This window comes from Longimicrobium sp. (assembly GCF_036399255.1).
Lineage (GTDB): Bacteria > Gemmatimonadota > Gemmatimonadetes > Longimicrobiales > Longimicrobiaceae > Longimicrobium.
On the sequence record NZ_DASWNM010000085.1, the window covers coordinates 1 to 12,596 of the forward strand.

The window sequence follows — 12,596 nt, forward strand, 5'->3', positions numbered from 1 at the left end:
GTGAAGGAGTGAAGGAGTGAAGGAGTGAAGGAGTGAAGGAGTGAGCGGGGGAGCGGGGGAGCGGGGGAGCGGGGGAGCGGGGGGCGGAGGGGGGCGGAGGGGGGCGGCGGGTTTGACCGCGTTCGTCGCGCGGGTATTTTCTCGCGCGGTATGGAACCTGCCCGGCGCGGCGGGCGCGGGGCCTCACCCGCTCGGCCGGGCTCGCACCCTCTGCCACACGTGGGAGAGGGTAGAGGCGAGGCGACGTTCCGCGGAGCGCTTCGGCGGGTGGAGGCGGGCCGGGAGGGAAGGTGGGGGATTGAAGGGCCGGATTGATCAGCGATTTACCTGCAGCTACCAGAGCCGGAGGAATCCCGAGTGAAAGTCGTCATGCCGGTGGCGGGAAAGGGCACCCGCCTGCGCCCCCACACCCACCTGGTTCCCAAGCCCCTGCTCAAGGTGGGCGACAAGCCGGTGCTCAGCTACATTCTGGACGACCTGCGCGAGCTGGGCGTGAACGAGGCGGTGCTCATCACCGGCCACCTGAAGGAAAAGGTGGAAGCGTTCATGGCCGAGGAGTACCCGGACTTCAACGCCGTGTACACCGAGCAGGTGGAGCAGCGCGGCACCGCCGACGCCATCGCGCTGGCGGAGCCGTTCGTCCAGGAGGAGATGCTGATCATCTTCGTGGACACGCTGTTCGACGCGGACCTCACGCTGGTCAAGCGGCTGCCGGAGGACGTGGCCGGGGTGATCTGGGCCAAGGAGGTGGAGGACTACCAGCGCTTTGGCGTGATCGTGACGGACGAGCAGGGCTTCATGAAGAAGATCATCGAGAAGCCCAGCGAGCCGGTGAGCAAGCTGGCCAACATCGGCCTGTACTACATCCGCGACTGGAAGCTGCTGTTCGAGGGCATTCGCCACGTGATGAACAGCCCGCCGGGCGGCGCGGGCGAGTACTACCTGACGGACGCGTTCCAGTACATGGTGGACCACGGCGCCAAACTGAAGGTGGAGCCCGTCCACGGCTGGTACGACGCAGGCAAGCCCGACACGCTGCTCGAAACCAACCTGCACGTCCTCAGCACCACCCGCGGCCGCTCGCCCGAGTCCGTGGGCGACGGCGTGACCATCCACGAGCCGGTGCACGTGGGCGACGGGGTCACGCTGGAGAACAGTGAGATCGGCCCCAACGTGACGCTTTCGGCCGGGGTGACGGTGCGCGGCAGCAAGCTGCGCCACACCATCGTGGGCGAAACGTCCAGCATCGAGAACTCCGAGCTCAACGACTCGCTCATCGGGCGTGACGTAAGGGTCAGCGGCGTGCGCGGCCAGGTGGACCTGGGCGACCACTCGGTGGTGACGATCGGCGGTGCAAGTGCGTGAGTGCGTGAGTGCGTGAGTGCGTGAGTGCGTGAGTGGGGAAGTGCGGAAGTAGAAGCGGCCCCTCCCCGAAGTTTCGGGGAGGGGCCGTTCTCCTGTCAGGCGATGGTGACCCGCCTCGCGGTCAGCAGACCACCGGCCAGGACGCGTTCGGGTCGGCCGGGTCCCTGTCGTCCTTGGTTCCCTGCGGCCAGCAGTTCTGGTTGCAGGTGTACTGTCCGTCGCACGATTCTCCGCCGCCGCACGTGACGAAGTAGGGGCAGGTCTGATCATCCCACGTGTTGCACATCAACCCGCTGAGGCCGAGCACCGTGCCCTGCCGCGGCTCCGCGTCCGCCGTGCGGAACGACTCCACCACCAGCGTCTCGATCTGTAGCCTGAGCTTCTTCATGCCTGATTCCGTGTGGAGGAGGGGATCGCCACGGGCGCGGGAACACCCGGCGGAGAATCCGTCATGTTACGTCGGTAAAGGACGCGCGACAATACCGGGTTGAAACCCGGGGCTGGAACGGCCAGAAGCCCCGCCTCGGCCGCAAAGCGGCCGTGCGGGGCTTCACCTGCTCGTGAGATTCAGGCCCCGGCGCGGATGTCGGCCCCTCATGTTGTTGAAGCCCCGCCTGGCGAGCTTTGCGAGCCTTGGGCGGGGCTTCTGGCATTTCCAGCCGCGGGCTTTAGCCCGTGGCGGCGGCGTGGCACGCAGCCCGGCGTGTCACCCCTTCACCCCTTCACCCGTTCACCCCTTCACCCCTTCACCCGCTCACCCCGCCACCGCAGCCGCCGCCAGCACCACCAGCAGCGCCCGCTCCACCCCCAGCGCTCCGCCGTCGTTCGCGTACCACTCGTCCAGCGTGTGGATGCCGCCGCTGTCGCCGCCCACGCCGATGGCGATGGAGGGAATGCCGAGCGCCATCGGCACGTTGGCGTCGGTGGACGAGCCCACCAGCTCCGCGCGCGACCCCAGCGACCCCGTGACGGCCGCCGCCGCGCGCACCAGCGGGTGGTCCGCCGGGGTCTCGCCGGACGGGCGGTCGCCGATCACCTGCACCCGCGTGCGCAGCGGCGGCGTTCCCTGGCGCCGGGCCCCGTTCTCCGCCTCGGCCGCGCGCTCCAGCAGGGCGCGGACGCCTTCCTCCATGGGGCCCAGCGCGCCGGTGGCCTCGCTGCGCATGTCCAGCTCCATCCACGCCTCCGCCGGGATGGAGTTGATGCTGCTTCCCCCGCCGATGCGCGCCACCGTCAGCGACGACCGCGCGGGGTGGGGAAGCGCCATCCCCCCGATCCCCGCCGCGGCGGCGGCGAGCGCCAGCACCGGGTTGGGCGCGCCGCGGTCCGACCACGAGTGGCCGCCGGGCCCCTCCGCCTCGATCCGCAGCCGCCGCGACCCGATGGCCCGGTGGACGATGCGGCGCATTCCCGACCCGTCCAGCGCCACGAACGCCGCCGCGTCGCGCAGTTCCCCCTCCTCGCGGAACAGGTGCTTCACCCCGCGCAGGTCGCCGATCCCCTCTTCGCCCACCGTCGCGGCGAAGAGCACGGGATGCTTCGCCTCGATTGCCGACTCCGCCAGCACCCGCGCCACCGCCAGCATCCCCGCCAGCCCGCGGCAGTTGTCGGTGATCCCCGGTGCGTGGATGCGCTTTCCCCTGCGGCGCGGCTCCACGTCCGTCCCCGCCGGGAACACCGTGTCCAGGTGCGCCGCGACCACCACGGGCGCCCCGGCCGCATCCTTTCCGCGCCATGTGCCCAGCACGTTCCCCACCTCGTCCCGCCGCGCGTCGGCCAGCCCCATCTCGCGGAAGCGCGCCAGCACGTGCTCCCCGCGCGCCTCCTCGGCAAAGGAGGGGGCGGGGATGCGGACGAGCGCCAGCTGCTCGGCCAGCGTGGCGTCGTCCGTCTGGTGCACGCGCTGCCGCAGGGGGCGCAGCGGGGAAAGCGTCGTGGGGTCGCGCAGGGTCGCCGTCCTGTGGGATGATGGGTCGCGGGTGCGAGAGCGCGGATTGTGCCGCCGCGCAGGCACCGTGTCAAACCCTGTCTGTGACGGCGGGGACTTTTCGTCTGCCGGGGCGCCGAGTTAAGTTCATGGGCTGCCGATCCAACCGCCGGGGCGCACCGTTCGTCCCCGCCGCACCGTCCGCCCATCGACCGAGCCACGAGGTCCCGCGCATGCAGGAGAACGAGCTGATCCACGACTGGAACACCCTGGACGGGTCGTTCGACTACTCCACCCGCCGCGGCGTGCAGCTGAACGACGAGACGCTGCGCGACGGGCTGCAGTCCCCCTCCGTCACCGATCCCTCCATCGACGAAAAGATCCGCCTGCTGCACCTGATGGCCAAGCTGGGGATCGCCGCCGCCGACATCGGCCTGCCCGGCGCCGGCCCGCGCGCCGTGCGCGACGTGGAGGCGCTGGCGCGCGAGATCGTGGACGCGAAGCTCGCCATCGAGCCCAACTGCGCCGCCCGCACCGTCCGCGCCGACGTCCAGCCCATCATCGACGTGTCGCAGCGGGTGGGCATCGCCATCGAGGCCGCCACCTTCATCGGCTCGTCGCCGATCCGCCAGTACGCCGAGGACTGGACGCTGGACCGGATGCTGCGCGCCACCGAGGACGCCGTCACCTTCGCGGTGCAGCACGACCTGCCGGTGATGTACGTCACCGAGGACACCACCCGCGCCACGCCCGAGGTGGTCAAGGCGCTGTACACGACGGCGATCGAGTGCGGGGCGCGGCGCATCTGCGTCTGCGACACGGTGGGCCACGCCACGCCCCACGGCGTGCGGCAGCTGATCCGCTACGTCATCGACGAGATCGTAAAGCCGTCGGGCGAGGACGTGAAGGTGGACTGGCACGGCCACCGCGACCGCGGGCTGGCGGTGCCCAACTGCCTGGCCGCCATCGAGGAGGGCGCGCACCGCATCCACGGCACCGCGCTGGGCATCGGCGAGCGCTGCGGCAACGCCGAGATGGACCTGCTGCTGGTGAACCTGAAGCTGCTGGGTCTGCACGACTGGGACCTGAGCCGGCTGAACGAGTACGTGGCGCTGGCGTCGCAGTCGTGCAGGGTGGACCTGGCGTACAACTGGCCCGTCTTTGGCCCCGACGCCTTCCGCACGGCCACGGGGGTGCACGCCGCCGCCATCGCCAAGGCGGAGCAGAAGGGCGACGCGTGGCTGGCCGACCGCATCTACTCCGGCGTGCCGGCGGGGTGGTTCGGGCTGGCGCAGCGCATCGAGATCGGCCACATGAGCGGCATCAGCAACGTGCGCCACTGGCTGCGCTCGCACGGCTACGACGGGGCCGACGAGGGGCTGTGCAGCCACGTGTTCGAGGCCGCCAAGACCGGCGACCACACCTTCAGCGACGACGAGGTGCACGCCCTCTGCCGCGCCTACGGCGTGCAGATCGCCGCCGCCCAGGCGCCCCTGGCGGAGACGGTGTAAGGCTTTCGCCCTCCGCCCCAAACGCTCCACGTACCGCGTGGAGGAGCAGGAGGATCTCCCCTGCTCCTCCACGTTTCCACAGCTTCCGCACGGACGCGACATTCCCTGAATAGCTCGCCCCATGTGCAATCACGTCTACACGGCCGATTACAGCAATCGTCCCCGGGGAATGGGCAAGCAGTGCCCGTATCCCCAGCTGTATCGTGCCTTTGCTGAGGAGGAATCCGGCGACCACGGCGGGGGGCACATCGCGCTGCCGATCGACGAACTCGGCGTGTGCTTGTTCCACAGCGAAGACCTTGCATGGAAGCGGGCGAACGATCTTCCAGGCGCCTTTCTGCGGTTGAACACCCTGCTGGAGAAGCACGGGACGGAGCGGCACTACGATTTCGCGGAGTTCGTGCTCGTAGGCTCCCCGCCGGACGGGGGCAGTGACGGGGACGGGGAGGATGTCGTACTGCGCATCGCGGATATCATATTCCAGAAGCAGGCCCACTTCACGGCTGCGCGGTTCGCCGACCCCGTGAAGATGGAGCGCGTGCGCTTCCCCAACGGGCTGGAGATGGACGGGGCGACGTTCGCGGGCGACCTGACGGTGAAGGACGCGTACATCAACGGCGCGGGGATGAGCGGAACGCGGTTCGAGCGTGCGTCGTTCATCGGCGTGGAGTTCGCCAGCTACGCGCTCTTCGACGGCGCGCGGTTCACGGGTTCGTCCCCCGGCGGCGGCCGGGCGGTCCATTTTCGCGACTCGCGGTTCCGGGGGCTCACGAACTTCGCGGGAGCCATGTTCGACCTGCGCGGCGATTCCACCGCGGCGTTCGAGCGCACGAGCTTCGAGGAGTTCACGGATTTCCGCGGCACGCGCTTCAACTGTCATACGGAGTTCCGGTACGTGACCTTCGCCGACGTCACCGACTTCATCGACGCCTCGTTCGAGCTGGTGGGCTCGTCCGCACGGTACGCGGGGGCGGCGGCGGAGTTCACGGGCATCACGGTGGCGGAGCGGGGCGTGGTCACGTTCCGCAGCAGCGACCCCGGGCGACGGCTGTTCGCCCACGACGTCGAGATGACGTTCATCGAGAAGGACCTGGCGGGGACGGTCTACTTCGAGAACGTGAACCTCACCAGCTTTGTGAACGGCTCGCGCGAGCGGCTGCTGGAGCTGGCCCGCGAGGGGCGGGTGCAGATCGGGACGGGATGCATCAAGTACCGCGTACAGACGCCGCTGCGCACGGTGCCGGTGGAGGAGGGGAACGCGCCTCTCGTGGTGGAGCTGTGCCAGACGTTCGCCAACTACTTCTCCGCGAGCCAGGGATTGAGCCTGGGTGTGGAGATCGTATCGCGCGACCGGACGCGTGTGAGCTTCTTCTACTACACGGACGAGGACATCTCCGAGATCGAGTTCCTGGAGCGGCTGGCGCAGACGGAGCGTGGCCTGTGGAACTTGCTCTCCGTCGACGCGCATGGGCACTTGGCGGCGATCCCCGGGCCGGACCACGCGGTGTCGGCTCGCGACGAGAGCGCGGTGATCAACGCGGTGGACGGCCTGTCCGCCATGCTGGGGACGTTCTTCCGCGTGGGAGCCCGCATCGCCATGCGGCGCTGGAAGGAGGCGGATACCCGGGCGCTGCTGAACGCCATCCGCTTCAACGAGGACGGGGCGGAGCTTCGGGCCGCCGGCTTGCACCGCACGCTGGTGGCACGCTACACGGAATCCGCGCTGATGGGCCTGAACCGCCAGCAGAACGCGCAGCTCGTCCCCATCGCGCCGCCCACGCGAAACAAGGCGCGGATCCTGTTCGTAGGGGCCAACTCCCTGACCAAACCCATGGACTTGGAGCTGGAGGTGAGGTGCATCCAGGACAGCCTGCGGGGAAGCGTCGAGGGTGCTCGGCTGGAGTTCAAACAGGTGCCGGCCGCGACGGTGGACACGCTGTTCAGAGGGATGCTGGAGGAATCTCCTACCTATGTCCACTTCTCCGGTCACGGTCTGGAATCTGGCATCTATCTGCGCGATGAGCGCGGCGCGCCGCGGCTGGTGAAGAGCGAGCCGCTGGCGGAGCTGTTCGGGCAGTTTCGCGACACGGTGCGGTGCGTGGTGCTGAACTCGTGCTTCTCCGTGGCGCAGGGACGTGTGATCCGCCGCTACATCCCGCACGTGATCGGGATGAGCGAGCAGATCCAGGACACCGCGGCGGTCGCGTTCTCCACGGGCTTCTACGCAGCCATCGGCGCCGGGCGGGACGTGCCGACGGCGTTCGAGGTCGCCCGGGCGCGCGTGGGGATCGACGACCCGGAGAGCGTGGCTCTCCTGACGCTGCTCTGAAGGCGCCGCGGGAGGCCCGGAAAACGCCCGGAAGTTCCAGCGCCGCTGTACCTGGCGCCCACGCATCACCCTGAGACGAGATGAGTGACATAAACGTCGACGTGTATTGGCTGCCCTACTGCACCACCTGCCAGAAGGCGGTGAAGCACCTGGAGGAGAAGGGCGTGCCCATCCGCTCCTTCCGCAACCTCAAGGAAGCGCCGCTCTCGGTGGATGAGGTGTGCGATCTCGCCGCCAAGGTGGGTGGCGTGGAGAAGCTGTTCTCGAAGCGCGCGATGAAGTACCGCGCCATGGGCCTGCACGAGCGCGATGTGCCGGAGGACGAGATGGTGAAGCTGATGGCGGAGGAGTACACCTTCGTCACCCGCCCCGTCATCGTCCGCGGCGACCGCGCGACGGCGGGGTTCAGCGCGAAGCGGGTGGACGAGCTGGTGGGGTGAAGATGACTGGAATTGACGTGAGCGACGTACGGGTCGAGGCTGACGAGACTCGCCATTACCACTGACCTTTGGTCAAGACGCAGGCGACCTCCTCCGACTGATGTCGAGAGGAGTACAAGTTCGTTCCCCACCCCATCATTCACAGGAACCAGGAGTGCTTCCTGTTTTCCCCGTTTACGTCGCCAGTCTCGACTTTACTTCGCCGCCCCCGATGTGCTCTGCGGTCGAGGCGTTCTCGCTTTGGCATTAGTAACACGCGGCGCTGAACCGGGTGACTTTGCCTTGTTTTCGGCAGCGGCGCTCGGAGCCGTATCCAACCGGGATGAAGGTGCGATATTTTTCGACGGAGCATTGGCGAACGCGAGAACGCACACGGCGAATACGGTCGTGGCGAAGTGCATCAGCAGGAGAATAGGGGTTCGCCAGTCGGGTACCCAGATTCCGGTGTAGCCAAAGAATGGTGCGTCCTGGATGTACGTTCCCTTCTGGCAAAGTCCTAGCGCGGCCTCGATCTTCACCAGCAGGATGCCATTGTTGGCATGAGCCTTTGCTGCTAGAAAGATGTACGTCCAAGCTACGCCGCCGAATATAGCGGCTGATGCGGCAATCAGTGGTTTTTGCAGAATTGGGTTCTGAAGAAAGAATGCTACAGCGGACAGAAGGGCACCTTCGGACAGCAGAAACGCTTGAAAAGTCCGGTTCTCCCACTGGTGGATGCACTCGCGAATACAGTTGTGTAGCGAGAGAAGTACCTCAAGGCGGTGATCATCGTTGAACTGAACAACGGGGACTGGAGGATCCGCATGAAGATCAACGTCTGCGAAGTGGGGCTCAATCCCGAAAAAATATCCGTATGAACGTTGTCTGAAGCGCTCCGACGCGGTGAGCCGCCGATCACGACCGCTACGGCGCTCCACCTCGCCATTCCACCCACTCCAGAAGCGCAACCAGCGAGGGAGAGGGACCGTGGCCGGTTCAGGAGAAGACTCATGGTCCACCGGCGGTGCAAGATCGTTGGTCTGTGTCTCATTATCTGCGTTCATTTTGACTCCTGGAAGCAGTATTCAACCACCTCGCAGGCACGTTAAGTGCCGATTTTATCAATGTCAATGAGGAGCCTGCAACAACGGGTTTTCGCATTCGAAAAAGTATCAACGTCCGCAGATGGAGATTCGAGTGAGCTTTCCAGCGGTGGGACGAGGGCCTGCCGATCACGGTTTGGGAAAGCGGGTGGACGAGCTGGTGGGATAGGCGGTTTTTCCCAAAGCTGGCGGCGAGTGAATCGTCCGCGCATCATCCGTGCGTCTCCGGAAGGCTACGCGCGTTCGGCGGACTGCCGGCGCGGGCATGGGGAGCGCAGGGGCTCTCCGATCCATTTCACCGGGAGGCGCTCGATGAGGAAGCTGACGCTGGACCTCGACTCGCTGGGCGTGGAGACGTTCGAGACGGGGCCGGAGCTGCGGCACCTGGAAGCCGGGTTCATGCTGGAGCAGATCTCGAGAAAGACCTGCATCGAGCAGTGCACCACCTCGTGTACCGCGATGGCGTGACCTGAAGAAACGGAAAGGGCCCGGCGGGGAGCCACTCCCCGCCGGGCCCTTTTTGCGCGCACACGCCAGAGGCCGCTAGGCTGGAGACCGGCGCGTGGGGGCGGAGGACGCGGTCTCGACGTCGCGGATCACCCGGCGAAGCTGCTCGCCGGCGTCCTCCAGCCAGCGTACGGCCAAGTGCAGCTGCTCCAGCACCGGGCCGGTGCCCTCGCCGGAGGGCTCCGGGAGGGGGAAGGGGAGGGGCGGCGGGGAGGAGGACGGGGGGCCGCGGTGCCGGCCGGCGCGGATGCCGTCGCGCAGGGCCACCGTCTCCTCCACCGGCTGCACCTCCAGCTCGCGCAGCAGCAGCGCGGCGCAGTGGTCGAACTGGCGCAGCGCGGCGGCGGGATCGCCCATCTGCGCGTAGCTGCGCATGAGCTCGCGGTGCACGTGCTCGCGCAGGGGATCGTGCCCCAGCAGGCACTGCCCGCAGAACGCCGCGTCCACCCACTGGCCGCGCGCCTGGTGGTGGCGCATCAGCCGCTCCAGGGCGGTCAGGTAGCGCAGCCGCAGCCGCTCGCGCTCGAACAGGCACCAGTCGTCGTACACCCCTTCCAGCAGGTCGCCGCCGTACAGGTCAACCGCGGCACGGATGTGCGCGGCCTGGCCGTCGGTAAGGGGGGCGCCGCGGTCGGGGCCGGCCAGGTCCAGCGCGGCCTCGAACTCGTGCACGTCGAGCCAGTGCTCCTGGGCGTTGAACGCCACCTCGTCGCCGCCCATGGAGAGGCACGAGCCGCGCTGTACCCCGTGGGGCTCCACCACCGAGCGAATGCGCCACAGGTCGGTGCGCAGGTTCTTGCGCGCCACCTCCTGCGGTGTCTCGCCCCAGAAGCGCCCCAGCAGCACGTCGCGCGGGTGGCGGCGGGCGCGGTTCAGCACCAGGAACGCAAAGAGACCCTTGGATCTCTGCGTGGGAAACGCGGGCAGCGGGTCTGGGCCGCGATACAGGCGCAGCCCGCCGAGCAGCTGAATGCGAAGGGGGAGCATCGACCGAACCATTGGACGAAACCGGCGGTGGAATTCTCCCGCCGCGGGGCGCACGCCTTCGCGGCACCCGCGGGCGGGAGCGTCCGGCGCTGCAAGCCGGATGCCTCGTGGTGTTCCTTTGGGGCCATGATAAAGCGTCGTCACCCAACCGCTGGCGGCGCCGTGAGATGCGCCGGGAAACGGCGTTTTTCCTTGACATCTTTCTTCTGCGGCGCGCCTGCCCCACTGTGCCGCCGCCTCCCCATCGTCGTGCCCCACCTCCCGCAATCCGCCAAAAGTTCACAGAGTGCCTGCTCCCCGCATTCGTAGCACTTGAAGCCGGCTCCTGTAAAAGAAAATGTCTCACGCAGAGGCCGCAGAGGGGAGCTTCCCTCTGCGGCCTCTGCGGCCTCTGCCTGAGACAAATCTTTTCTCAGGCAGAACTGGGCGTTTCGGGGTGTTCGCTCCGGGCATGAGACGCCGCGGAGACGCTCGTGGGACGGCGGCGAGGCGGGGACGGATTATCGTTGGCGCGCAACCGGGAGAGGAGGCGCGCGGGCCGGGCGCATCCACCCTCCCATCCCCTTTTCCGGTGGTGCCGACGTGGACGGTTCCCTCCCGGCGCACACGCAGACCTTCATCCTCCGGCTCTGGAACGAGGCGCGGGAGATCGCGGGCGCCGTGGCGGAGCTCAGGGGCGAGGTGAAGCACGTGCCGTCGGGCGCGGTGGCGTACTTCCAGGGGCTCGAGGCGGTGCCGGGGGCGCTGCGGCGGGTGCTGGAGCGACTGGACGAAGGGATGAACGCGATGCGCGAGGACGAGGTCTGACGTGGCGAACTACCGCGCCATCTACTCGGTGGGCAACTCGCTCATCACCTGGCTCAAGAACAGCTACCCGGCCCAGCAGATCAGCGGCAACGGGCCGTTCGAGTTCAAGCTGGTGTCCAGCGGCGAGCTGGCGGGGACGGACGACAGCAACGACGGGCTGTACCTGTACCTGTACCGGGTCACCGTCAACGAGCACCTGCGCAACGCCAAGCTTCCCGGGCACCCCATCGGCAGCCGCCCGCCCATGTCGCTGGACCTGCACTACCTGCTGATCTCGTGGGCCGACACCGCCGAGATCGAGCACGTGGTGATGGGGTGGGCCATGGAGCAGATCTACAACAACCCGGTGCTCGACATCTCGGCGCTCACCCCCGACGCGCTGTGGGACCCCGGCGACGTGATCCAGCTGATCCCCGCCGAGCTCCCCACCGAGGACCTGATGCGCGTGTGGGACGCGCTGGAGCCGGCGTACCGGCTGAGCGCGTCGTACATCGCCCGGGTGGTGCGGGTGGGCGGGCGCGCGGCCACCGACCGGCCCGTGGCCACGGCGCGCACCACGTACGAGGAGATCCGGCCGTGAGCGAGGCGGTCGCCTGGCGGGTGCTGGGAGCGGTGCGCCTGACCGACGCGGTGACCGGCGTGCGGCTGCTGCGCCCGCTGGCCCTTACCCCGCCGGCAGGGGTCACGGGGGTGCGCAACGGATCGGGGCTGTGGGTGATCACCGGCGCGCCGGGAATGGAGGCCGTGGTCCACAGCATGGACCCGCCGCCCTTCAACCCCCCCGCGCCGCAGCCGGTGGTGTTCACCCTGCGCGATCCGCAGGGGGTCTACCTTCCCCGGCGGCTGGTGGTGCGCCTGCCGCGTGACCCCAACCCGGCCAACCAGGCGGGCGCCGACTCGCTCTTTCGCGCGGTGGACGGGGCCATGTACCCCGGCCCCACGGCGCCCGTCTCGCCGCGCTGGGCCGTCATTCGCACCACGGTGCGGGGAAGGCAGCCGGGATCGGTGGCGCCGGGCGCGCTCATCCGCGTGCTGCACAACAACGTCGTCATCGCGCGCGGGGTGGCGGACGACCGCGGCGAGGCGCTGGTGGCCATCACGGGCATCCCCATCACCATGTGGTCGGTGGCGCCTTCGACCAAGGTCATCACCACCACGGTCTTCCTTGTGGTGCAGGTGATATGGGACCAGGCCGCGGCCGCCGCCGGCCTCCTCCCCGACCCCGACGAGCTGGACCGCCGCAGCGCGGAGCCCGCCCTCAAGCTGCGCGAGGCGGGAATCACCCTGGGCTCCGGGCAGCAGGTGGTGATGCGCGACGCCGAGTGGGCGGTGTCTCCCGTCCCCCCGCCCAACCCGCCCGGCAACTCGCCGGGTCCCACGCCTCCCGGCAATGGCGGCGGTGGGGGTGGATCCGGGGGAGGCGGCACCGGCGGGGGTGGGGCGGGAGGCGGAACGGGAGGTGGGACTGGCGGTGGCACCGGCGGGGGAACTGGAGGCGGGACCGGTGGTGACACCGGGGGTGGGACGGGAGGAGGAACCGGCGGTGGGACAGGAGGAGGAACCGGCGGCGGGACCGGCGGTGGGACAGGAGGAGGAACCGGCGGCGGGACGGGCGGTGGGACCGGAGGAGGAACCGGCGGC

At 68.6% G+C, this 12,596-nt stretch carries 12 protein-coding genes; 8 read left to right on the forward strand and 4 right to left on the reverse strand.

Features of this window, described 5'->3' with window-relative positions; all coding sequences use genetic code 11:
- The first annotated feature begins 357 nt into the window (after positions 1-357).
- Complete coding sequence (locus VGC13_RS14755) at positions 358-1,365, forward strand: sugar phosphate nucleotidyltransferase (protein ID WP_331126027.1); 1,008 nt, start codon at positions 358-360, stop codon at positions 1,363-1,365.
- A 121-nt stretch (positions 1,366-1,486) separates the two neighbouring features.
- On the opposite strand, the gene VGC13_RS14760 is transcribed toward VGC13_RS14755, so the two are convergent.
- Entirely contained in the window at positions 1,487-1,753 is a 267-nt protein-coding gene (locus VGC13_RS14760) for a hypothetical protein (RefSeq protein WP_331126028.1), read from the reverse strand.
- A gap of 366 nt (positions 1,754-2,119) precedes the next feature.
- Positions 2,120-3,379 (reverse strand): M20/M25/M40 family metallo-hydrolase, encoded by a 1,260-nt coding sequence (locus VGC13_RS14765; protein WP_331126029.1) that lies wholly within the window; start codon positions 3,377-3,379, stop codon positions 2,120-2,122.
- A gap of 146 nt (positions 3,380-3,525) precedes the next feature.
- On the opposite strand from VGC13_RS14765, the gene VGC13_RS14770 reads away from it, so the two are divergent.
- The 3 genes from VGC13_RS14770 to VGC13_RS14780 all read left to right on the forward strand — a co-directional run bounded on the left by VGC13_RS14770 (position 3,526) and on the right by VGC13_RS14780 (position 7,572).
- Positions 3,526-4,803 (forward strand): LeuA family protein, encoded by a 1,278-nt coding sequence (locus VGC13_RS14770; protein WP_331126030.1) that lies wholly within the window; start codon positions 3,526-3,528, stop codon positions 4,801-4,803.
- 169 nt (positions 4,804-4,972) lie between these two features.
- Positions 4,973-7,132, forward strand: coding sequence for a CHAT domain-containing protein (locus tag VGC13_RS14775; protein WP_331126031.1), 2,160 nt, complete (start codon positions 4,973-4,975; stop codon positions 7,130-7,132).
- Between the two features lie 80 nt (positions 7,133-7,212).
- Positions 7,213-7,572, forward strand: coding sequence for an arsenate reductase family protein (locus VGC13_RS14780; protein WP_331126032.1), 360 nt, complete (start codon positions 7,213-7,215; stop codon positions 7,570-7,572).
- Positions 7,573-7,766: 194 nt separating this feature from the next.
- Here the strand turns inward: VGC13_RS14780 and VGC13_RS14785 are convergent, their stop codons facing one another.
- Positions 7,767-8,615 (reverse strand): hypothetical protein, encoded by an 849-nt coding sequence (locus tag VGC13_RS14785; RefSeq protein ID WP_331126033.1) that lies wholly within the window; start codon positions 8,613-8,615, stop codon positions 7,767-7,769.
- Between the two features lie 351 nt (positions 8,616-8,966).
- On the opposite strand from VGC13_RS14785, the gene VGC13_RS14790 reads away from it, so the two are divergent.
- A complete protein-coding gene (locus tag VGC13_RS14790; protein WP_331126034.1) occupies positions 8,967-9,122 on the forward strand; it encodes a hypothetical protein in 156 nt (51 codons plus the stop codon).
- A 75-nt stretch (positions 9,123-9,197) separates the two neighbouring features.
- On the opposite strand, the gene VGC13_RS14795 is transcribed toward VGC13_RS14790, so the two are convergent.
- Positions 9,198-10,148, reverse strand: a complete 951-nt coding sequence (locus tag VGC13_RS14795) for an AfsR/SARP family transcriptional regulator (protein WP_331126035.1) — start codon at positions 10,146-10,148, stop codon at positions 9,198-9,200.
- Positions 10,149-10,730: 582 nt separating this feature from the next.
- On the opposite strand from VGC13_RS14795, the gene VGC13_RS14800 reads away from it, so the two are divergent.
- The 3 genes from VGC13_RS14800 to VGC13_RS14810 form a co-directional block, all read left to right on the forward strand.
- A complete protein-coding gene (locus VGC13_RS14800) occupies positions 10,731-10,955 on the forward strand; it encodes a hypothetical protein (RefSeq protein WP_331126036.1) in 225 nt (74 codons plus the stop codon).
- 1 nt (position 10,956) lies between these two features.
- On the forward strand, positions 10,957-11,535 hold the full coding sequence (locus VGC13_RS14805) for a DUF4255 domain-containing protein (protein ID WP_331126037.1): 579 nt from the start codon (positions 10,957-10,959) through the stop codon (positions 11,533-11,535).
- Positions 11,532-12,596: hypothetical protein (locus VGC13_RS14810; protein WP_349264216.1), on the forward strand; the 1,065-nt coding region annotated here is incomplete at its 3' end. The genes VGC13_RS14805 and VGC13_RS14810, both read left to right, overlap by 4 nt.

What these genes read in the sequence shown, in the direction of transcription:
- VGC13_RS14760 (WP_331126028.1), bottom strand. Translation starts at nt 1,753, where the DNA reads ATGAAGAAGCTCAGGCTACAGATCGAGACGCTGGTGGTGGAGTCGTTC.
- VGC13_RS14770 (WP_331126030.1), top strand. Translation starts at nt 3,526, where the DNA reads ATGCAGGAGAACGAGCTGATCCACGACTGGAACACCCTGGACGGGTCG.
- VGC13_RS14775 (WP_331126031.1), top strand. Translation starts at nt 4,973, where the DNA reads ATGGGCAAGCAGTGCCCGTATCCCCAGCTGTATCGTGCCTTTGCTGAG.
- VGC13_RS14780 (WP_331126032.1), top strand. Translation starts at nt 7,213, where the DNA reads ATGAGTGACATAAACGTCGACGTGTATTGGCTGCCCTACTGCACCACC.
- VGC13_RS14785 (WP_331126033.1), bottom strand. Translation starts at nt 8,615, where the DNA reads ATGAACGCAGATAATGAGACACAGACCAACGATCTTGCACCGCCGGTG.
- VGC13_RS14790 (WP_331126034.1), top strand. Translation starts at nt 8,967, where the DNA reads ATGAGGAAGCTGACGCTGGACCTCGACTCGCTGGGCGTGGAGACGTTC.
- VGC13_RS14795 (WP_331126035.1), bottom strand. Translation starts at nt 10,148, where the DNA reads ATGCTCCCCCTTCGCATTCAGCTGCTCGGCGGGCTGCGCCTGTATCGC.